The organism is Streptomyces sp. NPDC043876 (assembly GCF_056435825.1).
Window position 1 is genome coordinate 204903 of the sequence record NZ_JBWKDV010000006.1, and the last position, 20782, is coordinate 225684.

The 20782-nt window shown below is 73.2% G+C and carries 18 protein-coding genes; 7 read left to right on the forward strand and 11 right to left on the reverse strand.

Annotated features, from left to right (window positions below; translation table 11 throughout):
• The first annotated feature begins 198 nt into the window (after positions 1-198).
• Both AC0693_RS20480 and AC0693_RS20485 read left to right on the forward strand, forming a co-directional pair.
• The gene (locus tag AC0693_RS20480) at positions 199-1038 is read left to right on the forward strand and encodes an alpha/beta fold hydrolase (RefSeq protein WP_469336773.1); all 840 of its coding nucleotides are present in this window, start codon (positions 199-201) and stop codon (positions 1036-1038) included.
• 75 nt (positions 1039-1113) lie between these two features.
• Complete coding sequence (locus AC0693_RS20485) at positions 1114-1947, forward strand: alpha/beta fold hydrolase (protein ID WP_469316631.1); 834 nt, start codon at positions 1114-1116, stop codon at positions 1945-1947.
• A gap of 95 nt (positions 1948-2042) precedes the next feature.
• Here the strand turns inward: AC0693_RS20485 and AC0693_RS20490 are convergent, their stop codons facing one another.
• Complete coding sequence (locus tag AC0693_RS20490) at positions 2043-5225, reverse strand: AfsR/SARP family transcriptional regulator (protein WP_478802474.1); 3183 nt, start codon at positions 5223-5225, stop codon at positions 2043-2045.
• 228 nt (positions 5226-5453) lie between these two features.
• Between AC0693_RS20490 and AC0693_RS20495 the strand changes: the two genes are divergently transcribed.
• Positions 5454-6602 (forward strand): serine hydrolase domain-containing protein, encoded by a 1149-nt coding sequence (locus AC0693_RS20495; protein ID WP_478802475.1) that lies wholly within the window; start codon positions 5454-5456, stop codon positions 6600-6602.
• A 90-nt stretch (positions 6603-6692) separates the two neighbouring features.
• Here AC0693_RS20495 and AC0693_RS20500 read toward each other — a convergent pair whose 3' ends face one another.
• From AC0693_RS20500 to AC0693_RS20510, 3 genes are all read right to left on the reverse strand, one after another.
• Positions 6693-7574: a glycosyltransferase family 2 protein gene (locus tag AC0693_RS20500; RefSeq protein ID WP_478802476.1), complete on the reverse strand. Its 882-nt coding sequence runs from the start codon at positions 7572-7574 to the stop codon at positions 6693-6695.
• Positions 7575-7687: 113 nt separating this feature from the next.
• Positions 7688-8170, reverse strand: a complete 483-nt coding sequence (locus AC0693_RS20505; protein WP_468464951.1) for a DUF5709 domain-containing protein — start codon at positions 8168-8170, stop codon at positions 7688-7690.
• A complete protein-coding gene (locus AC0693_RS20510) occupies positions 8170-8358 on the reverse strand; it encodes a hypothetical protein (protein WP_468464949.1) in 189 nt (62 codons plus the stop codon). Before AC0693_RS20510 ends, AC0693_RS20505 begins: the two co-directional genes overlap by 1 nt.
• A 189-nt stretch (positions 8359-8547) precedes the next feature.
• Between AC0693_RS20510 and AC0693_RS20515 the strand changes: the two genes are divergently transcribed.
• The gene (locus tag AC0693_RS20515) at positions 8548-8895 is read left to right on the forward strand and encodes a hypothetical protein (protein WP_478802477.1); all 348 of its coding nucleotides are present in this window, start codon (positions 8548-8550) and stop codon (positions 8893-8895) included.
• 552 nt (positions 8896-9447) lie between these two features.
• Here the strand turns inward: AC0693_RS20515 and AC0693_RS20520 are convergent.
• A complete protein-coding gene (locus AC0693_RS20520; protein ID WP_356405316.1) occupies positions 9448-9906 on the reverse strand; it encodes a hypothetical protein in 459 nt (152 codons plus the stop codon).
• Positions 9907-10236: 330 nt separating this feature from the next.
• Between AC0693_RS20520 and AC0693_RS20525 the strand changes: the two genes are divergently transcribed.
• Together AC0693_RS20525 and AC0693_RS20530 are read left to right on the forward strand one after the other, a co-directional pair.
• Positions 10237-11067, forward strand: a complete 831-nt coding sequence (locus AC0693_RS20525; RefSeq protein WP_356405318.1) for an FkbM family methyltransferase — start codon at positions 10237-10239, stop codon at positions 11065-11067.
• A 16-nt stretch (positions 11068-11083) separates the two neighbouring features.
• Positions 11084-12244, forward strand: coding sequence for a glycosyltransferase family 4 protein (locus tag AC0693_RS20530; protein ID WP_478802478.1), 1161 nt, complete (start codon positions 11084-11086; stop codon positions 12242-12244).
• Between the two features lie 63 nt (positions 12245-12307).
• Here AC0693_RS20530 and AC0693_RS20535 read toward each other — a convergent pair whose 3' ends face one another.
• The 3 genes from AC0693_RS20535 to AC0693_RS20545 all read right to left on the reverse strand — a co-directional run bounded on the left by AC0693_RS20535 (position 12308) and on the right by AC0693_RS20545 (position 14486).
• Positions 12308-12715 carry a cold-shock protein gene (locus tag AC0693_RS20535; protein ID WP_478802479.1) on the reverse strand — a complete coding sequence of 136 codons (408 nt, stop codon included), beginning with the start codon at positions 12713-12715 and terminating at the stop codon, positions 12308-12310.
• Between the two features lie 142 nt (positions 12716-12857).
• Complete coding sequence (tsaD, locus tag AC0693_RS20540; protein ID WP_478802480.1) at positions 12858-13931, reverse strand: tRNA (adenosine(37)-N6)-threonylcarbamoyltransferase complex transferase subunit TsaD; 1074 nt, start codon at positions 13929-13931, stop codon at positions 12858-12860.
• Between the two features lie 105 nt (positions 13932-14036).
• The gene (locus AC0693_RS20545; protein ID WP_330333188.1) at positions 14037-14486 is read right to left on the reverse strand and encodes an Lrp/AsnC family transcriptional regulator; all 450 of its coding nucleotides are present in this window, start codon (positions 14484-14486) and stop codon (positions 14037-14039) included.
• A gap of 128 nt (positions 14487-14614) precedes the next feature.
• On the opposite strand from AC0693_RS20545, the gene AC0693_RS20550 reads away from it, so the two are divergent.
• A complete protein-coding gene (locus AC0693_RS20550) occupies positions 14615-15616 on the forward strand; it encodes an asparaginase (RefSeq protein WP_469336784.1) in 1002 nt (333 codons plus the stop codon).
• Between the two features lie 69 nt (positions 15617-15685).
• On the opposite strand, the gene meaB is transcribed toward AC0693_RS20550, so the two are convergent.
• Genes meaB through AC0693_RS20565 form a run of 3 tightly spaced genes read right to left on the reverse strand, consistent with a single transcriptional unit; the run spans position 15686 to position 20773 of the window.
• Positions 15686-16687, reverse strand: coding sequence for a methylmalonyl Co-A mutase-associated GTPase MeaB (gene meaB, locus AC0693_RS20555; protein ID WP_469316621.1), 1002 nt, complete (start codon positions 16685-16687; stop codon positions 15686-15688).
• Between the two features lie 16 nt (positions 16688-16703).
• Positions 16704-18902 carry a methylmalonyl-CoA mutase gene (gene scpA / locus AC0693_RS20560; protein ID WP_356405329.1) on the reverse strand — a complete coding sequence of 733 codons (2199 nt, stop codon included), beginning with the start codon at positions 18900-18902 and terminating at the stop codon, positions 16704-16706.
• Complete coding sequence (locus AC0693_RS20565) at positions 18899-20773, reverse strand: methylmalonyl-CoA mutase subunit beta (RefSeq protein WP_478802481.1); 1875 nt, start codon at positions 20771-20773, stop codon at positions 18899-18901. The genes scpA and AC0693_RS20565 overlap by 4 nt, the downstream gene beginning before the upstream one ends.
• Positions 20774-20782 lie beyond the last annotated feature (9 nt).

Consider the following 20782-nt stretch of genomic DNA (forward strand, 5'->3'; position numbering starts at 1 on the left):
GCGTCCCGTCACCGCAACGGGGCAAGGGGAGCTCCGGTTCATCGTCCTCCGCAGAGCGGGCCCGCCCGGTCCGGTAGGCCGGGCTCACCCCCGTGTGAACCGCGGCGCCGAGTTGCTCGTAGAAGCGGTGACGGCCGGTCACACGAGCCCTTACCGGTCGTCAGGGCGACCGACCTCATACAGAAGGACATCGAAGACATGCGCATCACCCGACCGACCAGGCCCGCCCGACTGCTCACCCTGCTCGGTGTCGCGGCAGTCGGCCTTTCCGTGACGGCCGCGGCCCTCCCCGGCCAGGACGAGGCGTCGGCCCGTCAGCAGGGGGCCCGGCCGACGATCGTGCTGGAGCACGGGGCGTTCGCCGACGCCTCCAGCTGGGACGGGGTCGTGGAGCGGCTGCAGCGGGCCGGCTACCCGGTGGTGGCCGCCGCCAACCCGCTGCGCGGACCGGCCACCGACGCCGCCTACCTGCGCAGCGTCGTCGAGCACGTCGACGGCCCGGTGGTCCTGGTCGGCCATTCCTACGGCGGCACCGTCATCAGCCAGGCCGCCACGGGCCTGGAGGGCAAGGTCAAGGCCCTCGTCTACATCGCCGCGTTCCTGCCCGACGCCGGCGAGAGCTCGCTGGGGCTGACGAACAAGTTCCCCGGCAGCACCCTCGGCCAGGTCGTCGCTCCGGTGAACTACGAGCTGCCCGGCGGAGCGTCGGGCGCTGACGTCTTCATCAAGCCGGACACGTTCCACCAGCAGTTCGCCGCGGACGTCCCGGCGGACAAGGCGAGGCTCATGGCCACCGGGCAGCGTCCGATCGCCGCCGCCGCACTGGAGGAGAACTCCACCCGTGCCGCCTGGAAGACGATTCCCTCCTGGTCGCTGGTCACCACCGAGGACCGCAACATCCCCGTGGCGGCGCAGCGCTTCATGTCGGCCCGGGCACACGCGCGTACGACGGAGATCGACGCATCGCACGCCGTGTCCGTCTCACGTCCCGACGCCGTCGCCCGCATCGTGGAGAAGGCGGCCCGTACGGTCCGCTGACCGGCACCGGCCGTCGTGGCCTCATCACCAGTTCCCCATACGCACCACCACCCCTATCGAGAGGCAGCAACCACCATGGCGTTCATCACCGTCGGCCAGGAGAACTCCACCGCCATCGACCTCTACTACGAGGACCACGGCACCGGGCAGCCGGTCGTGCTGATCCACGGCTACCCGCTCGACGGCCACTCCTGGGAGAAGCAGGCCGCGGCCCTGCTGAAGGCCGGTCACCGGGTCATCACCTACGACCGGCGCGGATTCGGCCGCTCGAGCCAGCCGACCACCGGCTACGACTACGACACCTTCGCCGCGGATCTGAACACCGTCATGGAGACCCTCGACCTCACCGACGCCGTCCTCGTCGGCTTCTCCATGGGCACCGGCGAAGTCGGGCGCTACCTCGGCACCTACGGCTCCGGCCGGGTCGCCAAGGCTGCCTTCCTCGCCTCGCTGGAGCCGTTCCTGCTCAAGACGGACGACAACCCCGAGGGTGTCGACGGGAGCGTCTTCGAAGGCATCGAACAGGCCGTGACCGCCGACCGGTACGCCTACTTCAGCGCGTTCTACCAGGACTTCTACAACCTGGACGAGAACCTCGGCACCCGGATCAGCGAGGAGGCCGTCCGCCACAGCTGGAACGTGGCCGCCGGCGCCTCCTGGTACGCCTCGCTGGCCTGCGTCGCCACGTGGACGACCGACTTCCGCGCGGACGTCCGGAAGATCGACGTGCCGGCCCTGATCCTGCACGGCACCGCCGACCGCATCCTGCCCATCGAGGCCACCGGCGAGCGCTTCCGCAAGGCGCTGCCGCAGGCCGACTACGTCGTCGTCGAGGGCGCTCCGCACGGCCTGCTGTGGACCCATGCCCAGGAGGTCACCGACGCACTCCTGGCCTTCCTGGCCAAGTAGGGGCGGCGGCCTTCCCCTCGGCCGGACGGTGCCCCGCACGCGCCCCGTCACCGTTCGACGGTGACGGGGCGCCGTCTTGGGAGCCCACCGGAGCCCTATGCCGCGGGAGCGCCACTGCCGGCAACCGGGAGCTTGTGGCCGTGACGTACAGCCGCCCTCTCCGGCACGGTGGGCGTGGGGTCCGCGTCCATGTCCAGGGCGGTGAGCCGGTCACGGACCTGCTGGGCGCTGTGGGACATGGCCCGCGCGCCGGCGCGTTCGAGGGCTTGGACCCAGTCCGCCCGTGCGCCGTCCCGGTCGCCCCGGGCCAGCCGGGTGTCCCCGAGCCGCATCAGTGTGCCGATGGCGTTCCTGTGGTCGCCCAGTTCCTCGAACGCCTGCGTTGCCCGCTGGTAGGTGGCCACCGACTCCTCGTAACGGCCGAGCATGCGGAGGTTGTACCCCAGGATGTCCCGGGCCTGGGCCAGTTGCCACGGCGCGTCCATGCGCTGGAACAAGCCGATGCTCTCCTCGATGTAGAGAAGCCCTTCTTCGAGCTGTCCCAGGTTGCAGCGGAACCAGGCGAGTTCGGCGAGACACTCGGCCAGCCACAACTCTTCGCCCGTCTCCCGGGACAGCTCCAGGCCCCGCTCGGAGAGCGTCACGGCCTCCTGGATCCGGCCGAACAGGAACAGTGCGCAGGCCGTGACGTAGTGGGCCCGGGCCTGATCACCGGTCGCGCCGAGCTCTTCGAAGATCGCGGTGGCGAGTCGCAGGTGGTGCAGGGCTTGCTCCTGGTGGCCGAGATAGCCCTGGACGCCGCCGAGATGGCGTAGGCAACGGCCTTCTTCGAGCCGGTCGTTCCGGCGCCGGGCCACTTCGAGGGCCGGGGTCAGCGCGGTGATGGCCTCGGGCCAGAACTCCTTACGGTGGAGGTAGTCCTTGAGTGACCAGGCCAGCCCGGTGGTGTGGTGGTCCAGCTTCTGGCTGGCGGCGGTGTGCAGCAGGCCCGTCAGCACCCGGTGTTCGGCGTCGAGCCATCGGTTCGCCTGCTCGACGGTGGCGAGGTTCTCCGGGGCGACGCCCGGGCCGGGTGCACCGAGGTCGAGCTCGGGCGTGGTGTCGTGTTTCAGGAGCTGGTTGGCCGCGTCTGCGGTGAACAGGTAGTGGTCCAGGACCCGGAGCGTGGCGCCGTGGCGCTCACCGGTGGTGTCGTGGGTGTGGGTCAGTTCGGTGGCGTAGCCGCGCAGGAGGTCGTGCAGGCCGTAGCGGCCGGGCAGCGGTTGTTCCACGAGGCAGGAGCCGACCAGCCCCGCGAGCGCACGGCGGGTCGCGGGGAGCGGGAGGCCGGCGAGGCTGGCGGCGGCGGGGGCGGTGATGTGAGGGCCGGGATGCAGGGCCAGCAGGCGCAGGAGCCGGGCCGTGGTCTCGTCCAGGGACCGGTAGGACCAGGAGAAGACGGCGCGTACGTCGGTGGTGGAGTCGGCGCCCGTGAACGCGTCGAGGCTGCCGTGCGTGTGCCGCAGGTCGTCGACGATGGCGTGCAGGGGGAAGGCGGGGTCGAGTTCGGCGCGGGCGGCGACCACCGCCATGGCCAGGGGCAGCCGTCCGCACAGGCTGATGAGGTCGGCCGCGGCGGCGGGCTCGGCGAGCAGACGCGCTGCGCCCAGGCGTCGTTCGAGGGCTTGGTGGGCCTCCGCCTGCGAGGGCAGGGGGAGGGCGAGGGGCTTGGCGCCGTCGGCGGCGATCAGGCCGGGGAGCCGGTTGCGGCTGGTGATCAGTGTGAGGCAGCCCGCTCCGCCGGGGAGCAGGGGCCGCACTTGCTGCTCGTCGCGGGCGTTGTCCAGGACGAGGAGGATCCGCCGGTCGGCCAGGAGGCTGCGGAAGAGCGTGCTGCGGCCGTCGGTGTCCTCAGGGATGCGCTGGGGAGGAACGCCCAGGGCGGTGAGGAATCCGTGGAGGGCGTTGCCGGGTTCGACGGCGGGCGCGTGGGGGTGGAAACCGCACAGGTTGACGAAGAGCTGCCCGTCGGGGAACGCGGAGGCGATGCGGTGGGCGTGGTGGACGGCGAAAGTGGTTTTGCCGACGCCGGGGGCACCGCTGACGACGACGGCAGGGGCAGCACTCGTGCCGGGTCGGTCCGGTGCACCGCAAACGGCCGACAGCCATGCGCCCTCGGTCTCGCGTCCCGCGAACACCGCAAGGCTGCGCGGGAGTTGGGCCGGTCTCACCCGGGGCGGCGACGTGGTCCCCGCGGAAGGCGCAGCGGGGTGGCGCCCCGCATCGGACCGGTCGGCGGCATCGGCCGCGCCGTCGTGGTCGGCCGGGCGGCCGGTCGCGGACGCCTCGCCCTCCACCGGTATCCCGGACGTGGTCGGCCCGAGCGGGTCGAGCGGGTCGAGCCCGTGTCCGGTATCCCCGCTGGGGACGGATGCCGCGCCCGAGACGGATGCCGCGCCCGAGACGGATGCCCCGCCGGATCCGGCCGGCCCATCGGACGAGTGAAGGGGCGGCAGGTCGTGGTGAAGGATGCCGTGGTGCAGCGCGCGGAGGGAGGGGCCCGGTTCGAGGCCGAGTTCGTCCGCGAGGTGCCGGCGCAGGTCGGCATAGCGCTGAAGCGCTTCGGGGTGCCGGCCGGCGAGGTACAGCGCACGGAGCAGCAGGGCCCAGCCGGTCTCCCGCAGGGGATGCTCCGTGGTCATCCTCTGTGCCGCGTCGAGGGCCTCGGTGATCCGTCCTCGCAGGAGCAGGGCGGTGGTGCGGAGCTCGCGGGTGGACTGCCGCAGCTCTTCCAGGCGCGCCGCCTCGTTGACGGCGAACAGGTGGTGCGCGGCGTCGGCGAACGCGGTGCCGCGCCACATCTCCAGCGCCTTGCCGGTCTCCTCCAGTACGCCTTCGGGCCGGCCCTGGTCCATGAACCGGCGCGCCAGGGCGAGGGCACGCTCGAAGCGCACGGTGTCACGGCTCTCGGGCGGCACCCGCAGGGCGTAGCCCAGAGGTTCGGTGACCAGCACCTCACAGGTGCCCTGACGGCGCAGGTGCTGCGGCTCCAGGACCGCGCGCAGCTTGCTGACGTGGGCGTGCAGGGAGCCCACCGCCGCGCCCGGCGTCCGTCCCGGCTGCTGTGGCCACAGTTCCTCGCACAGCGTCTGCGGAGCGACCGCTCGGCCCTCGCCCAGCAGCAGGCGGACCAGCAGCAGCCGCTGCCTGCGCCGGCCCGGATCGAGCAGCGCGCCCGCCCGCCGCACCTCCAGCGGACCCAGCAGCCCGAAGTCGAGACCTTGCACCGCAGTTGTCACCGCACCCACCCGGAATCCCGCTCGCGGCGGGGACCCCCGTGGTCCGCTGCCCGCATACCGGACAGGACATTAGCAGGATGTCACTCCGTGTGATCATCCGCGATCGTCCCGGACCGCCGTCGCAGGGGCATCCGGCCGGGCGCCCTCCGCCTTCGACGACGCATGAACCGGCGTGCCCATCGCTGCGTTGACTGATCGAACGGTCGTCGTCGGAAGTGGGGAAGAGACATGGTCAACGTCGAGGGAACGAGCACCGCCCGGTTCGAACCGGTCCGGGCCGCGCTGGCGGCGCACCTGGAGTCCGGCGAGGAGCTGGGGGCGTCGATCGCCATCGACGTCGACGGAGTCATGGAAGCCGACCTGTGGGGCGGGCACGCCGATGAGGCGCGGACCGTTCCCTGGCACCAGGACACAGTGGTCAGCCTGTGGTCGACCACCAAGACCCTGAGCAGTCTGGCGGCCCTCGTCCTCGTCGACCGGGGGGCACTGGACCTCCACCGCCCGGTCGCGCACTACTGGCCCGAATTCGCCGCTCAGGGAAAGCAGGACATCGAGGTGCGGCACGTCCTGGCACACACCTCCGGGCTCTCCGGCTGGCAGCAGCCCTTCACCGTGGACGATCTGTACGACTGGTCGACCGCAAGCGCCCGGCTGGCCGCGCAGGCGCCGTGGTGGGAGCCGGGCACCGCCTCGGGCTACCACGTGCAGACCCAGGGACAGCTCGTGGGAGAGCTCGTACGGCGGGTCAGCGGCCGTACCCTGACCGAGTTCGTGGACACGGAGATCGCCAAGCCGTCGAACGCCGACGTCCAGATCGGTGCGCGGCGGGCCGACTGGCCGCGCATCGCCGCGCTGGTGGCCCCGTCGCAGCTCTCCGGAATCCCCGCCGGCCTCGACCCCGAGGGGATCTTCACCAAGACCTTGCTCGGCAGTCCCGCCCGGGACGAGCATGTCGACACCCCGCGGTGGCGCGGTGCGGAACTCGGCGCCGTCAACGGACACGGCAACGCGCGGGGGATGGCCCGTGCCCTCTCCGTGATCTCACGCCGCGGCCGGGTGAACGGCCTGCGCCTCCTCTCCGAGGAGACGGTGGAGAAGGTCTTCGACGTACAGGCGGACGGAGTCGACCTCTTCCTGGGCGTTCCCGTGCGGTGGGGCATGGGCTTCGCGCTCGCCGATGCGAGGACGGTGCCGTGCATGCCCACGGGACGGGTCTGCTTCTGGGTCGGCCGGGGCGGGTCGATCGTGATGATGGACCTCGACCGGCGCGTCACGTTCTCGTACACGATGAACAGGCTGGGCGACGGACTCCTCGGCTCGGAGCGCACCCACGACTACATCAGGCACGTCTACGAAGCCCTGGACGCCACCGCCTGAGGCCCGGCGGCTCCACCGGCTCACGCGGAGATGTCCATCCAGGGGGCGCCGCACTGGCGCTGCGGCCGGCTCGCGACGGCCCTCGCGACCTCAGGTGCGGGCCTCCGCGGTGTCCAGGAGGCGGGCGGCCGCCTCCACCGGTGGGGGGAGGGGGTGGCGGGAGCGCAGGGCTCGGGGGAGGCGTTCGAGCAGGCCCAGCAAGGCCTGGCGGGCTTCCGGGTCGTGGGTGGCGTCGGCGGCGAGGCGGCGGGTGTGGTGGGCGGCGACGCCCAGCGGGCGGCGCAGCCAGGCGGTGAGGGCGGCGTTGCGGCGCTGTACCGCGGGCCGGCCGGGGCGCACCCCGCCGGTCGGGCGGTGCAGGGCCACCACGTCCGGGACGTGGCACACGCCCCAGCCGTGGGCGGTCAGGTCGTAGGCGAGCAAGGTCTCCTCGCCCCCGAGGAACAGGATCGGGTCGTAGCCGCCGGCCTGCAGGTAGGCCTCCCGTCGGGCGACGGCCGCGCAGGCCAGGAAGCCGAGCACCTGCGGTCCGGGCAGATCGGCGGCGCGGCCGAGCGGGGAGTCGGCGAGCATGCCGTTCAGCGGGTCGGCCTCGGCGTCGGGGCCCACGCGGACGCAGGCGGCGAGCAGTCCGAGGCGGGCGTGCCCGTCCAGCAGGTCCGCCGCGCGCGCCAGGGACCCGGCTTCCCACCAGGAGTCGTCGTCGCTGAACGCGACGTACGGCGTGCGCGCGTGGCGTACGCCGATATTGCGGCCCGGAGCGCCGAGGTTGCGGCCGGGCGTGAGGAGGGTGACCTCCGGCCGCAGCCGCGCGACGGCTTCCGGGGTTCCGTCCGTCGACGCGTTGTCGACGACGATCACGGGGGGCCGCTCCGGGAGGGCTGCCAGCCGGTCCAGGGTGTGCAGCAGCTGGTCGCGGCGGTTGCGGGTGATGACGACCACGGTGGTGCGGGGATCGGGGGCGACGGTCACGGTCGGCCACCTCGGGTCGGGGCGGTGGGGTGATGCGCGGGACTCCCGGGAGCCGCTGCGGCAACGCCGGGCTGACCGGCGGCCGCGCCGGGGCCGGCGCGGCCGCCCGCCGGTCAGACGATCGCGTCCGGGTCCTCGTCCGGGTCCTCGACGACGTGCATCGCCGCTTCCTCGGCGCTCGCCGCGCCCGCGTCGATGCCCTCGTCCCGGGCGATCAGCTCCTTGGTGGTGTCGCTACGGGCGCCCTCGTCCGGCGCCGTCAGTCGCCCGGCGCGGTCACCGCCCACCTCGGCGTCGACCGGTTCGCCCTCTCCGCCGGGCAGGTCACCCACGCCGTCCCCGTCGGGTGCGGCGACGTCGGGGACCTCCTGGGAGAGCCTCTCGTCCAGGGTTTCGCCGGCGTGCTGCTCGGCCGCCGTCGTGCCGTACTTGGTGACGCCCAGGGGCTTTTCGGGAGGGGAGTAGCCCTCGTCCAGCATGTCGTCGTAGGTCCGCTCGTCCACGGCGTTCTGGAGGTCCAGGGGCGCCGCGTCCTCTTGTTCCTCGTTGGTGCCCGTGGGCTGGTAGGCGTCGTCCGCCATCGGGTTCTCGCTCATCAGGCGCTCCTTCTGCCCTTGGTGTCGTGGTCGCGGGGGTCTGCGGGGTCCGTGGGGACCACCTCCGTACGGCCCTCCAGCAGCACGAGCGACCGGTTCCCGCCGGACGGGTCGAGGAGGGCGCGGACCTGCGCGCGGGTGACCGCGCGGGTGACTGGCACGGCCGTATCCGGTGGGTGCTCCGCCATCGGTACGTCCTTCCGTCTCGATCATCCTCTTGCGGCGGCTGCCCGCGACCCGGCGGGCGAAACAGTGGACCCGGCTGATCGGGGGTGTCGCGGGGCATCGCGGCGAAGGAGCCGGGCAGACGCTCTGCACGGCACACCGCCCCCGGGGCGGCTGCCCGGGCCGCGCAGGGACCGTCACTCGGAGTCGTCATGGACCACTCTCGCGCACCGGTACTCGAGGCACTGCAGGACTTCCGGCGCCGGGGCGACATCGCGTACGGCCCGCCGGGCCACAAGCAGGGGCGCGGGGTGGACCCCAGGGTGGCCGAGATCGTCGGGCTCGACGTGTTCCGGGCGGACGTGCTGACGCTGAACGGGCTGGACGACCGGCGGCAGTCGCAGGGCGTGCTGAGTCGGGCGCAGGAGCTGATGGCCGATGCGGTGGGTGCGGAGCAGGCGTTCTTCTCGACCTGCGGAAGCTCGCTGTCGGTGAAGTCCGCGATGCTGGCGGTCGCGGGGCCCGGCGAGAAGCTGCTCCTGTCGCGCAACGCCCACTAGTCCGTGATCACGGCGGTGGTGGTGAACGGCGTCGAGCCGATCTGGGTGCACCCCCAAGTTCGACACGGAACGGCACCTGGCGCATCCGCCGGAGCCCGACGACGTACGGCGGGGGCTCCAGGAGCATCCCGATGGCAAGGGAATGCTGCTGACCACACCCACCGACTGGGGCACCTGCGCCGACTTCAAGGGGGTGGCGGTCGTCTGCCACGCGGCTCAAGCAGCGCGAGGACCTGCTGGGCACCACCAGTGCCTCGCCGCTGGTGTACGCCACGCTGGACGGCTGGCGGCGCCAGATGGTGGAGCACGGCCGGGAGCTGCTGTCCGCCGCCTTGCGGCGGGCCGCGCGCCGACGAGATCGAACGGCGGCCCGCCGTGCACCTTCCGCCGCCGTCGGCGCTGGAACTGGAGCAGGCGCGCCTGCCCCGCGAGGCGTTCTTCGCCGAGGCGGAACACGTATCGGCCCGGGACGCCGTCGGACGGATCGCCGCGGAGACGCCCGTGTCCGCCGGGCGTGCCCGTGGTGTGTACGGACCGGCCGCCGCGCGGCCGCTACGAGCCGCGCGCGGTGCGGGCGAGCCACGGGGTGAGCGTGGTGCCCGCGATCAGTTCCCTGTACGTCTCGTCGCCGGGCAGGGGGACGATGAGCCAGTGGCCCGGGGGGAAGAACCGGCCTTTCGTGCGGGCGAGTCCGCCGTAGACGGAGCGCAGGAACGCCGGGACGGAATCCCGGGGCACGTCATGGAACTCGACGTCGTCCACGGTGATCTTCGCGTCGTCCTCGGGGAAGAGCTGGACGGTCACGGCGGGGGATCCCGCCAGTTCCACGAAGGCCTCGTGCGGCAGAGAGCCGTCCGGGTCGAGGGTCGCGAAGGCGCCGGCCGAGGTGCGGCGCGACGTCTGGTCGGCGCCGATGTCGTCGGTCACCGTCATCGCCAGGCCGTGAGCGAGCGCGATCTCCCGGATCGCGGTGACGGCGGCCTCGGTGGACGGGAGGTGGGGGCGTTCCATGGTCACCATTCTTGCCGGTCCGGCGAAGGAGGCCGGTCCGGCGAAGGAGGGGGGACCGGCAGGCCGCCGCGCTGCTGCGGCACCCGGACCTCCCGCCCCGGTGGCCGCCCTGCACCGGGCGGGACTCGGCGACCTCCTGGAGCGTGGGGCGCCTCTCCGGCCTGGGGCCGGGGGAGGGCCGTTTCCGCACCCGATCCAGGGCAGGTCGGATGTCGCCGGCCCGGTGCGCCGCCTGCGCTGCGACCGCGGCCCGGAGCGCGTGGCCGAGATGGACCGGGTCCGGAGCCGACGGATCCGGTCCCGGCGGATGATCGCATTAGGGTGGCGCGCATGTCTGCCAACAGCTCCTCGGTGCACGGCACATCGACGACCCGGACGGGTCCCCCCATACCCCGGCGCGGCCGTCGTCCGTACGCGGGCGTCCGTGTCTCGGCGGTGGCCGGCGGCCTGCGCTGGGCCGCCTCGCGGTGGCCGTTCGTCGAGAACGAGGTGGCGGGCCTGCGGCCCTTCGTCCGCCCCGGGGCCGTCTGCCTCGACATCGGCGCCGAATACGGGCTCTACACCTGGACCCTGGCCGCGCTGAGCGGACCGACGGGCGCCGTGCACAGCGTCGAGCCGCTGCCCGGCCCGGCGAGCTGGCTGCGCACCACCGCCGCCGCGCTCGGCTGTGACAACGTCACCGTGCACCGCACCGCGCTGGGCGCGCGGGCGCAGGAGGGCACGATGAGCCTGCCCCGGCGCAGGCTGCTTCCGGTGCACGGGCGCGCGTACCTCACCCAGGGGGCGTCGGGGCCCGGCCCCAACACCGAGTTCCCGCGCTCCCGCCCGGTGGCCACGCCCGTACGGACCGTCGACGGACTCTGCCGGCACCTGGCGCTGGAGCGGGTCGACTTCATCAAGGCCGACGTCGAAGGGGCCGAGGAAGCCGTCCTGTCGGGCGCCCGGCACACCCTGGAGCGGCACCGGCCCGCGCTGCTGCTGGAGATCGAGGACCGCCACCTGGAGAAGTACGGCACCCGCTCGCACCGGATCGTCGACCGCCTCGCCGCGCTCGGCTACGCGATGCACCGCCGGCACGACGGAGCGTGGACACGGGTGACGGAGGTCACGGAGGAGTTCCGCAATTACCTCTTCACCGTGCGCCCGTTCCCCTCCGGCTGAAGGATCCTGGACTGTTATGGGCTCCACTCTCGTCATCACCAACGATTTCCCGCCGCGCCAGGGCGGGATCGAAACCTTCGTCCACGCCATGGCCACGCGGGTGCCGGACGACGACGTCGTCGTCTACACCTCGCACGAGCCGGGCGACACGGCGTACGACGCCACGCTGCCGTTCCCGGTCGTCCGTGACACCAGCGGCATGCTGCTGCCGACCAGCCGGGTCACCAAGCGCGCCGTCGAGATAGCCCGCGCGCACGGCTGCGACCGCGTGTGGTTCGGTGCGGCGGCGCCGCTCGCCCTCATGGCGCCGACGCTGCGCGAGAACGGCGTCCGGCGCATCGTGGCCACCACCCACGGCCACGAGATCTGGTGGGCCCGGCTGCCCGGCGCCCGCACCATGATGCGCCGCATAGGCAACGGCGTGGACGTGGTCACCTACCTCGGCGAGTACACGCGCGCCCGGATCGCACCGGCGCTCGGTCCGCGCGCCGAGCTGAGCCGTCTGGTGCCCGCCGTGGACGCCGACGCCTACCGGCCCGACGCCGAGGCGGGCGCCGCGCTGCGCGCCGAACTCGGCCTGACCGGCAAGCGGATCATCCTGTGCGTGGCCCGGCTCGTCCCCCGCAAGGGCCAGGACAAGCTGATCGAGGCCATGCCGCTGATCCGGCGGCAGGTGCCCGACGCGGTGCTGCTGATCGTCGGCCAGGGCCCGGACGAGGCCCGGCTGCGCAAGCTGGCCAAGCGGCACGGCGAGGACGCGGTCCGCTTCGTCGGCGGCAAGACGCACCACGAGACGCCCCGTTACTACGCCGCGGCCGACGTCTTCGCGATGCCGTGCCGCACGCGCAAGGGCGGCCTGGAGGCCGAGGGGCTCGGCATCGTCTTCCTGGAGGCGGCCGCCAGCGGCCTGCCCGTCGTCGTCGGCGACTCCGGCGGCGCCCCGGACACGGTGCTCGACGGAACGACCGGCACGGTCGTGGACGGCACCCGGACCGGGGCGATAGCGGCGGAGCTGACGCGCCTCCTCCTGAACACCGACCGGGCCACCGAGATGGGCACCGCGGGCCGCCAGTGGGCGCGCCGGTCGTGGTCCTGGGACGCGCAGGCCCGCCACCTGAACCAACTGCTCGACCCCGAGCACGAGCCGGTGCCCGTCCCCGCGCCCCGGCGGGCGTAGGGCCGGACCCCGCGTACGCAAGGGCGCCCCTCCCGAACGGGAGGGGCGCCCTTCACGGCTGCCTCAGCCTTCGATCCAGCCGTGGCTCTTCGCGACCCGCAGGAACCTCTCGCGGATCTGCACGATCTGCGCGCCGGTGAGCGACGGGGCCGCCTCCAGCAGGACCTCGGTGACCTCCCGGATGTACTGGGCGGGGCTGAGCGCGTCGCACAGCGCGTCGTCGACGGCCCCGGAGCCGGCGGCCGTGACCGTCCCGGGAGGCGTCACCGCGGTGCCGTCGGCGTTCTTGGCGAGCTGGACCGACGACGCCTTCAGGCCCCGGTCGCCGTCCTCGATCTCGAACTCGACCGCCGTGCCGGACCGGATGTACGACTCCGGGATCAACAGGTCGTTCACGTGCAGGAAGACGTCCTCCCCGCCGTGCTCGGGAGCGATGAACCCGTACCCCCGGGTTCCGTCAAAACGGATCACGCGACCAGAAACCACACCAACCCCCAAAGAACACCGGGCACCTTGCCCGGCACCACAGGGCACAGAGTAAGGCGAGCGCCGGGCGCCCGGACACCGGGGCCCCGTCGCGCGGCCGGGCGGCCGGGAATTCAACGGCCCGATGTCACGTGCGCGCCCCGGCCGGGACCCGCCCGACCGGGTGCAGGGCCGCGCGTTCCAAGGGGGCCGACGGGTCGATCGAGACGTCCAGGGGGGCCGGCCGGGCGCCCGCGCGGACCAGCAGGTCGCCCACGGCGGCGATCATCGCGCCGTTGTCGGTGCACAGACCCGGGGACGGGACGCGCAGCGTGATGCCGGCGGAGCGGCAGCGGGCCTCGGCCAGGGACCGGACGCGGGAGTTGGCCGCGACCCCGCCGACGACCACGAGGGTGGTGACCCCGTGCGCGCGGCAGGCCGCGACCGCCTTGCGGGTCAGTACGTCGGCCACCGCCTCCTGGAGCGAGGCCGCCCCGTCGGCCAGCGGCAGCCGCTCGCCCCGGACCCGGTGCTGCTCGGTCCAGCGGGCGGCGGCGGTCTTCAGCCCGGAGAAGGAGAAGGCGTACGGGTCGTCGCGCGGCCCGGTCAGCGGGCGCGGGAAGGCCACCGCGCGCCGGTCGCCCTGCCGGGCCGCCCGGTCGACGGCCGGTCCGCCCGGGTACGGCAGGCCGAAGACGCGGGCCACCTTGTCGAAGCACTCGCCCGCCGCGTCGTCCACGGTGTCGCCCAGGTGCGTGATCGGGTCGCGCGCCAGGTCCCGTACGAGCAGCAGCGAGGTGTGCCCGCCGGAGACGATCAGCACCACGCAGAGGTCGGGCAGCGGACCGTGCTCCAGGGTGTCGGCCGCGACGTGCCCGGCCAGGTGGTGGACGCCGTACAGCGGCACGCCGAGCGCGTACGCCAGGGTCTTCGCCCCGGCGAGCCCGACCTGGAGGGCGCCGGAGAGGCCCGGGCCGGTGGTCACGGCGACCGCGCCGATGTCCGCGGCCGTCAGTCCGGCTTCGTCCATGGCCCGGCGGACGACCGGGCCGAAGGAGTGGAGGTGCGCGCGGGCCGCGATCTCGGGGACCACCCCGCCGAACCGGGCGTGCTCGTCCATGCTCGACGCGAGCGCGTGGCCGAGCAGCCGCCCGTCCCGGACGAGTCCCGCGCCCGTCTCGTCGCAGGACGATTCGATCCCGAGGACCACCGGAGAGCCCACGTGCCACCCTTTCACCGCAGCCGCTTATTGCGACCTATGTGCAACAAGGCTACGGCACGCCGGGCCGCCGCCCCGCTGCCCCACCTGCGGCGCAGGTCTGCCACCTCACACCGGCAGCCCCGTCGGCTCCTTGATCCGCTTCATGATGATCTGCGAGTTGACCTCGGTGATCCCCGTCAGCGCGGTCAGCTGCTCGATCCACAGCCGCTCGTACGCCCGCAGGTCCGCGACCGCGATCCGCAGCAGGCAGCCCGGGCTGCCGAAGAGCCGGTAGGCCTCGATCACGTCCGGAATGTCCTGGAGGGCCGCCTCGAAGGCCTCGACGGACTCGCGGTCGCGGCGCACCTCGACCGAGACCAGCACCTCGAAGCCGCGCCCGACGGCGTCCGGGTCGATCACCGCGCGGTAGCCCTGGATCACTCCGTCCTGTTCCAGCTGGCGCACGCGGCGCATGCAGGGGGAGGGGGTGAGGCCCACCCGCTGGGCCAGCTCCTGGTTGCTGAGCCGCCCGTCCTTCTGGAGCTCACGCAATATTTCACGGTCGATGGCGTCCATGACGCAATCATCCCCCACGCTGTATTAAATCCCGGGCTGAAGTGGCAATCCTATTGCGCGTAGATGTTTCTATGATTGCCCGGATACGCACACACGTACGGGGGCTACGCGCGGAAAGGCAGGCAGCCGTGGGACGGATCGTCGTCATCAGCACCGGCGGGACGATAGCGAGCCGCTGGCAGGGTTCCGGATTCGCGGCCGACGCCGACGGCAGCGAGGTCATGGCGACCGCGCCGCTGCCCGAGGGCATCACCGTCGAGATCGTCGACCTGTTCAGCGTGAACAGCCCCCGCCTCACCACCGCCCACCAGCTCACCCTGCTGCGCACCGTGCACGAGGTGCTCGCCGACCCCGGCGTGCAGGGCGTCGTGGTCACCCACGGCACGGACACCCTCGAAGAGTCCGCCTTCCTGGTCGACCTGCACCACCACGACCCGCGCACGGTCGTCTTCACCGGCTCGCAGCTGCCCATGGGCGCCGAGGACGGCGACGGCCCCGGCAACCTCTACGACGCCCTGCTCACCGCGGCCACCACCCGCGGGCTCGGCGTCCTCATCGCCTTCGCCGGGCGGGTCCACGCCGCGCGCGGCACTGTCAAGACCCAGACGCTGACCGCCGACGCCTTCGCGAACCCCTCCGGCGAACAGCTCGGCAAGGTCGGCTTCGGCAAGGTCACCGTACTGCGCCACCCGGTCCGCCCCGCGCCGCTCGCGCTGCCCGCTATGCCCGAACTGCCGCCCCGCGTCGACATGGTGATGCACCACGCCGACGCCGACCCGACGCTGTTCCAGGCGGCCCTCGCCGCCGGAGCCCAGGGCGTGGTCCTCGTCGCCACCGGTGCGGGCAACGCCACCCCCGAGATCGTGGAAGCGGTACGCGCCGCCACCGCGCGCGGCGTCCTGGTGGCGCTCACCACCCGCGTGGCGGCCGGTCCGGTCACCGAGATCTACACCCAGGGCGGAGCCGTCGACCTGGTCGCCGCCGGCGCGGTACCGACCGGCACCCTGCGCGCCGGGCAGGCCCGCATCGCGGTCCTCTCCGCGCTCCTGGCCGACCAGGACCCGGCCGAGCGGGTGCGGATCCTGCACCGGTCGCTCGTCTCCGAGGCCCCGGTCCTCGTCGACGCCTGACCACCCCGGATCCGGGCCGCCCGTCGCGGGCGGCCCGGCCCGGGAACAAGGGCAGGACCGCCCGCCCGCTCACGCCGTCGGAGGCAGGTCCCGCCCGAAAGCGGCCAGCAACTGGTCCGCCGCCGAGGTCGCGGTCACCGTACCCGCCCGCACCCCGGCCTCCAGGTCCGGCGCCAGCTCCCGGACCGCGGGGTCCGCGCGCAGCCGTCCCAGCAGTTCGTCGCGGACCATCGACCAGGTCCACTCCACCTGCTGCGCCGCCCGCTTGGCCGTCAGCCGGCCGTCGGCCTCCAGCACCCGGCGGTGCTGCTCCAGCCGGTTCCACACCTCGTCCAGCCCCGCCGACTCGCGGGCGCTGCACGTCAGCACCGGCGGGGTCCAGGCCGCGTCCACCGGGTGCATCAGCCGCAGCGCACCGGCGAGTTCGCGGGCGGCCGCCCGGGCGTCGCGCTCGTGCGGGCCGTCGGCCTTGTTCACGGCCAGGACGTCGGCCAGCTCCAGGACGCCCTTCTTGATGCCCTGGAGCTGGTCGCCCGTCCGCGCCAGGGACAGCAGCAGGAACGAGTCGACCATCCCGGCCACCGTCGTCTCGGACTGGCCGACGCCGACCGTCTCCACGAGCACCACGTCGTAGCCCGCGGCCTCCATGACGATCATCGACTCGCGGGTCGCCTTCGCGACCCCGCCCAGGGTGCCCGCCGAGGGCGACGGCCGGACGAAGGCCGCCGGATCCACCGCCAGGCGCTCCATCCGGGTCTTGTCACCCAGGATCGAACCGCCCGTGCGGGTGGAGGACGGGTCCACGGCCAGCACCGCCACCCGGTGGCCGAGCCCGGTCAGCATCGTGCCGAAGGCGTCGATGAACGTCGACTTGCCCACGCCCGGCACCCCGCTGATGCCGATCCGGCGCGCGGCGCCCGCGTGCGGCAGCAGCTCCGTCAGCAGTCGCTGCGCCAGCACGCGGTGATCGGGGCGGGTGGACTCGACGAGGGTGATGGCGCGCGCGATGTGCGCGCGCTTCCCGTCGAGCACACCCTTGGCGTAGGCCTCGATGTCGATCTTCGGGGGCATCGGCTCGCCGCCCCGCCTACAGCTCGTGGCCGAGTTCGGCGGCCAGCCGCGTCACCAGGTCGTGCGCCGCGTCCGGGATGACCGTGCCGGGCGGGAACACCGCGGTGGCCCCCATCTCCAGCAGCGTCGGCACGTCCGCGGGCGGGATCACCCCGCCGACCACGATCATGATGTCCTCGCGCCCCTCGTGCGCGAGCTGCTCGCGCAGCGCCGGCACGAGCGTGAGGTGACCGGCCGCGAGCGAGGACACGCCCACCACGTGGACGTCCGCCTCGACCGCCTGGCGGGCCACTTCCTCCGGCGTCTGGAACAGCGGGCCGACGTCCACGTCGAAGCCCAGGTCGGCGAAGGCGGTCGCGATCACCTTCTGACCGCGGTCGTGCCCGTCCTGGCCCATCTTGGCCACCAGGATGCGCGGACGACGGCCCTCCGCCTCCTCGAACCGGTCCACCAGGGCGCGGGTGCGCTCGACCGACGGGGACTCGCCTGCTTCGCTGCGGTACACACCCGAGATGGTACGGATCTGGCTCGCGTGCCGCCCGTACACCTTCTCCAGGGCGTCCGAGATCTCGCCCACGGTCGCCTTCGCGCGCGCCGCGTCCACGGCCAGCTTGAGGAGGTTGCCCTCCAGCCCGGCACCGGCGCCGCGCTCGGCGGCGTTCGTCAGGGCCCGCAGGCAGTCCTGCGTCACCGCCTCGTCGCGCTCCTCGCGCAGCCGCCGCAGCTTGGCGATCTGCTGGGTGCGCACCGAGGAGTTGTCCACCTTGAGCACGTCGATCAGCTCGTCGGTCTCCACCCGGTACTTGTTCACCCCGATGACCGGCTGGCGACCGGAGTCGATGCGCGCCTGCGTACGGGCCGCGGCCTCCTCCACCCGCAGCTTCGGGATGCCCGCGTCGATGGCCTGCGCCATGCCGCCGGCCGCTTCGACCTCCTCGATGTGCTGCCACGCCCGGCGGGCCAGGTCGTAGGTCAGCTTCTCGACGTACGCGCTGCCGCCCCACGGGTCGATCACCCGGCAGGTCCCCGATTCCTGCTGGAGCAGCAGCTGGGTGTTGCGGGCGATCCGCGCAGAGAAGTCCGTCGGCAGCGCGAGCGCCTCGTCGAGGGCGTTGGTGTGCAGCGACTGGGTGTGCCCCTGTGTCGCCGCCATCGCCTCGATACAGGTGCGCGTCACGTTGTTGAAGACGTCCTGCGCCGTCAGTGACCAGCCCGAGGTCTGCGAATGGGTGCGCAGGGAAAGGGACTTGGCGTTCTTCGGGTCGAACTGCTTGACCAGGCGCGCCCACAGCAGGCGCGCGGCCCGCAGCTTGGCGACCTCCATGAAGAAGTTCATGCCGATCGCCCAGAAGAAGGACAGGCGCGGCGCGAAGGCGTCCACGTCCATCCCGGCGCCCAGCCCCGCCCGCAGGTACTCCACCCCGTCGGCCAGCGTGTACGCCAGCTCCAGGTCGGCGGTCGCCCCCGCCTCCTGGATGTGGTAGCCGGAGATCGAGATCGAGTTGTACCGCGGCATCTTCTGCGAGGTGAAGGAGAAGATGTCGGAGATGATCCGCATCGACGGCTTCGGCGGATAGATGTAGGTGTTGCGGACCATGAACTCTTTGAGGATGTCGTTCTGGATGGTCCCCGCGAGCTGGTCGGGGGAGACCCCCTGCTCCTCCGCCGCCACGATGTACAGCGCCAGCACGGGCAGCACCGCGCCGTTCATCGTCATCGACACCGACATCTTGTCCAGCGGGATGCCGTCGAACAGCTGGCGCATGTCGTAGATCGAGTCGATCGCCACGCCCGCCATGCCGACGTCGCCGGTCACGCGCGGGTGGTCGCTGTCGTAGCCGCGGTGCGTCGGCAGGTCGAAGGCCACCGACAGGCCCTTCTGGCCCGACGCGAGGTTGCGCCGGTAGAAGGCGTTCGACTCCTCGGCCGTGGAGAAGCCCGCGTACTGCCGGATCGTCCAGGGCTGGTTGACGTACATCGTCGGGTACGGGCCGCGCAGGTACGGGGCCACGCCCGGGTAGGTCGCCAGGAAGTCCAGGCCCTCCAGGTCCCGCCCGGTGTACAACTGCTTGACGCCGATGCCCTCCGGGGTCTCCCACAGCAGGTCGTCCGTGGCGGAGCCGGTGGACTCCTTCACGGCCGCCCGCCACTGCTCCTCGGACCCGGCGGGAGCGGTCCCGCCGAGCGCCAGCTCGGAGAAATCGGGGATGCTCACGAGGTCACTCCCATCCGGTCGAGTACGGAGGACAGCACGGCGACCGCGTCGCAGCCGGCGAAGACGTACTCGTCCACATCGGCCGCGCAGGTGCCCGGGCGTCCGGCGAGGAACACGGTCGTCGCGCCCGCGGCGCGCAGCGCGGCCGCCACCGCCGCGGCCCGCTCCTCGTACAGCGTGTCACTGGAGCACAGCACGGCCATGCCGTCGGCGCCGCTCGCGGCGTAGGCGGCGGCAGCCGTTTGCGCGTCCACGGAGACCGGGTCGTGCACCGCCTCGACGCCGCCGGCCTGGAACAGGTTGGAGGCGAAGGTGGCCCGCGCGGTGTGCGCGGCGGCCGGACCCAGCGCCGCCAGGAACACCCGCGGCCGGGACCCGGTCGCGGCCAGGTGCGCGTCGGACCGGGCGCGCAGCGCCTCGAAGGCCTCGTCGCGGCGGACCCGCGGCAGCCCGCCCGAGGGCCCGGCGGGCGCGCTCTCGCGGACCACCGGCTTCTCGGACAGCTGCGGGAACTCGCTGACGCCGGTGATCGGTTCGCGCCGCTTGGCGAGCTTCGCGGAGCGCGCGGCCCAGGTGGCGGCCAGGCGATCGGCGACCAGCCCCGAACGCAGCGCGGCCGGCTGGCCACCCGCCTTCTCGACCGTCTGGAAGAACTCCCAGGCGGCGTGCGCGAGTTCGTCGGTCAGCTGCTCGACGTACCAGGAGCCGCCCGCCGGGTCGATCACCCGGGCCAGGTGCGACTCCTCCATCAGGATCGTGGAGGTGTTGCGGGCGATCCGGCGCGCGAAGGCGTCCGACAGCCCGAGTTCGTGGTCGAAGGGGAGCACGGTGACCGAATCCGCCCCGCCCACGCCCGCGGCCATGCAGGCCACGGTGGTGCGCAGCATGTTCACCCACGGGTCGCGCCGGGTCATCATCACCGGCGAGGTCACCGCGTGCTGGCGCTGGGCGCCCGCCTCCGCGGCCCCGCAGGCCTCGGCGATCCGGGCCCACAGGCGGCGCGCGGCCCGCAGCTTGGCGATGGTGAGGAACTGGTCGGCGGTGGCCGCGTAGCGGAACTCCAGCTGTCCCAAGGCCGCCGCCGTGTCGAGGCCCGCCTCGGTGAGCGCCCGCAGGTAGGCCACGCCGGTCGCCAGGGAGAGCCCCAGTTCCTCGGCCGCCGAGCCGCCGGCCTCGTGGTAGGGGAGGGCGTCCACGGTCAGGGCGCGCAGGCCGGGCCAGTCGGCCGCGGTCTCCCGGGCCAGCTCCACCGCGCCGGACAGGTCCAACGCCTCGCCGGTACGGGCCTCGTGGCCCAGCGGGTCGGCGCCGAGGCTGCCGCGGGCGTCCGCCGGGGCCACCCCGCGCTCGGCGTACAGGCCCAGCAGCGCCCGGGCCGCCGCGTCGTAGGCGGCTCCGGCGTCCAGGGCGACCGGCGCGAGGTCGAGGTAGACCCCGTCCAGCGCGCGGGCCAGACCCTCGACCGGGACGCCGCTGCGGCCGACGGTCAGCCACAGCGAGGTGACCCCGTTCTCCAGGTCGGCGAGCACGGCCTCGTTCAGGAGGGCCGGATCGGTGTGGGTGAGCCGCTGGCGCACGTCCCAGCCGCCGGCGGCGGTCCCCTCGGGCCGGCCCCCGCGCAGGAACGGCGCGAATCCGGGCAGGCCGATGGCGCCGGTGTCGGCGGAGCCCCCGGACGCGGGTGCGGTGTAGAGCGGGCGCGTACTGAGCCCGTCCTCGAGCGTGGTGGACAACGCGTTCTCAGCTGCCTCGCCGGATGCTTCCTTGCCCGACTTGCGCAGTACGCCCTCTACCAGGCGCTGCCACTGCTCATGCGTCGCGTCAGGGAACTCGGCGGCCAGGGAAAGCCCGTCATCAGGCAGGACCGTCATGGCTCGAAT

What these genes read in the sequence shown, in the direction of transcription:
- AC0693_RS20525 (WP_356405318.1), top strand. Translation starts at nt 10,237, where the DNA reads ATGTCTGCCAACAGCTCCTCGGTGCACGGCACATCGACGACCCGGACG.
- AC0693_RS20485 (WP_469316631.1), top strand. Translation starts at nt 1,114, where the DNA reads ATGGCGTTCATCACCGTCGGCCAGGAGAACTCCACCGCCATCGACCTC.
- AC0693_RS20510 (WP_468464949.1), bottom strand. Translation starts at nt 8,358, where the DNA reads ATGGCGGAGCACCCACCGGATACGGCCGTGCCAGTCACCCGCGCGGTC.
- AC0693_RS20545 (WP_330333188.1), bottom strand. Translation starts at nt 14,486, where the DNA reads ATGGACGCCATCGACCGTGAAATATTGCGTGAGCTCCAGAAGGACGGG.
- AC0693_RS20515 (WP_478802477.1), top strand. Translation starts at nt 8,548, where the DNA reads ATGGACCACTCTCGCGCACCGGTACTCGAGGCACTGCAGGACTTCCGG.
- AC0693_RS20480 (WP_469336773.1), top strand. Translation starts at nt 199, where the DNA reads ATGCGCATCACCCGACCGACCAGGCCCGCCCGACTGCTCACCCTGCTC.
- AC0693_RS20495 (WP_478802475.1), top strand. Translation starts at nt 5,454, where the DNA reads ATGGTCAACGTCGAGGGAACGAGCACCGCCCGGTTCGAACCGGTCCGG.
- AC0693_RS20520 (WP_356405316.1), bottom strand. Translation starts at nt 9,906, where the DNA reads ATGGAACGCCCCCACCTCCCGTCCACCGAGGCCGCCGTCACCGCGATC.
- AC0693_RS20565 (WP_478802481.1), bottom strand. Translation starts at nt 20,773, where the DNA reads ATGACGGTCCTGCCTGATGACGGGCTTTCCCTGGCCGCCGAGTTCCCT.
- AC0693_RS20530 (WP_478802478.1), top strand. Translation starts at nt 11,084, where the DNA reads ATGGGCTCCACTCTCGTCATCACCAACGATTTCCCGCCGCGCCAGGGC.
- meaB (WP_469316621.1), bottom strand. Translation starts at nt 16,687, where the DNA reads ATGCCCCCGAAGATCGACATCGAGGCCTACGCCAAGGGTGTGCTCGAC.
- AC0693_RS20505 (WP_468464951.1), bottom strand. Translation starts at nt 8,170, where the DNA reads ATGAGCGAGAACCCGATGGCGGACGACGCCTACCAGCCCACGGGCACC.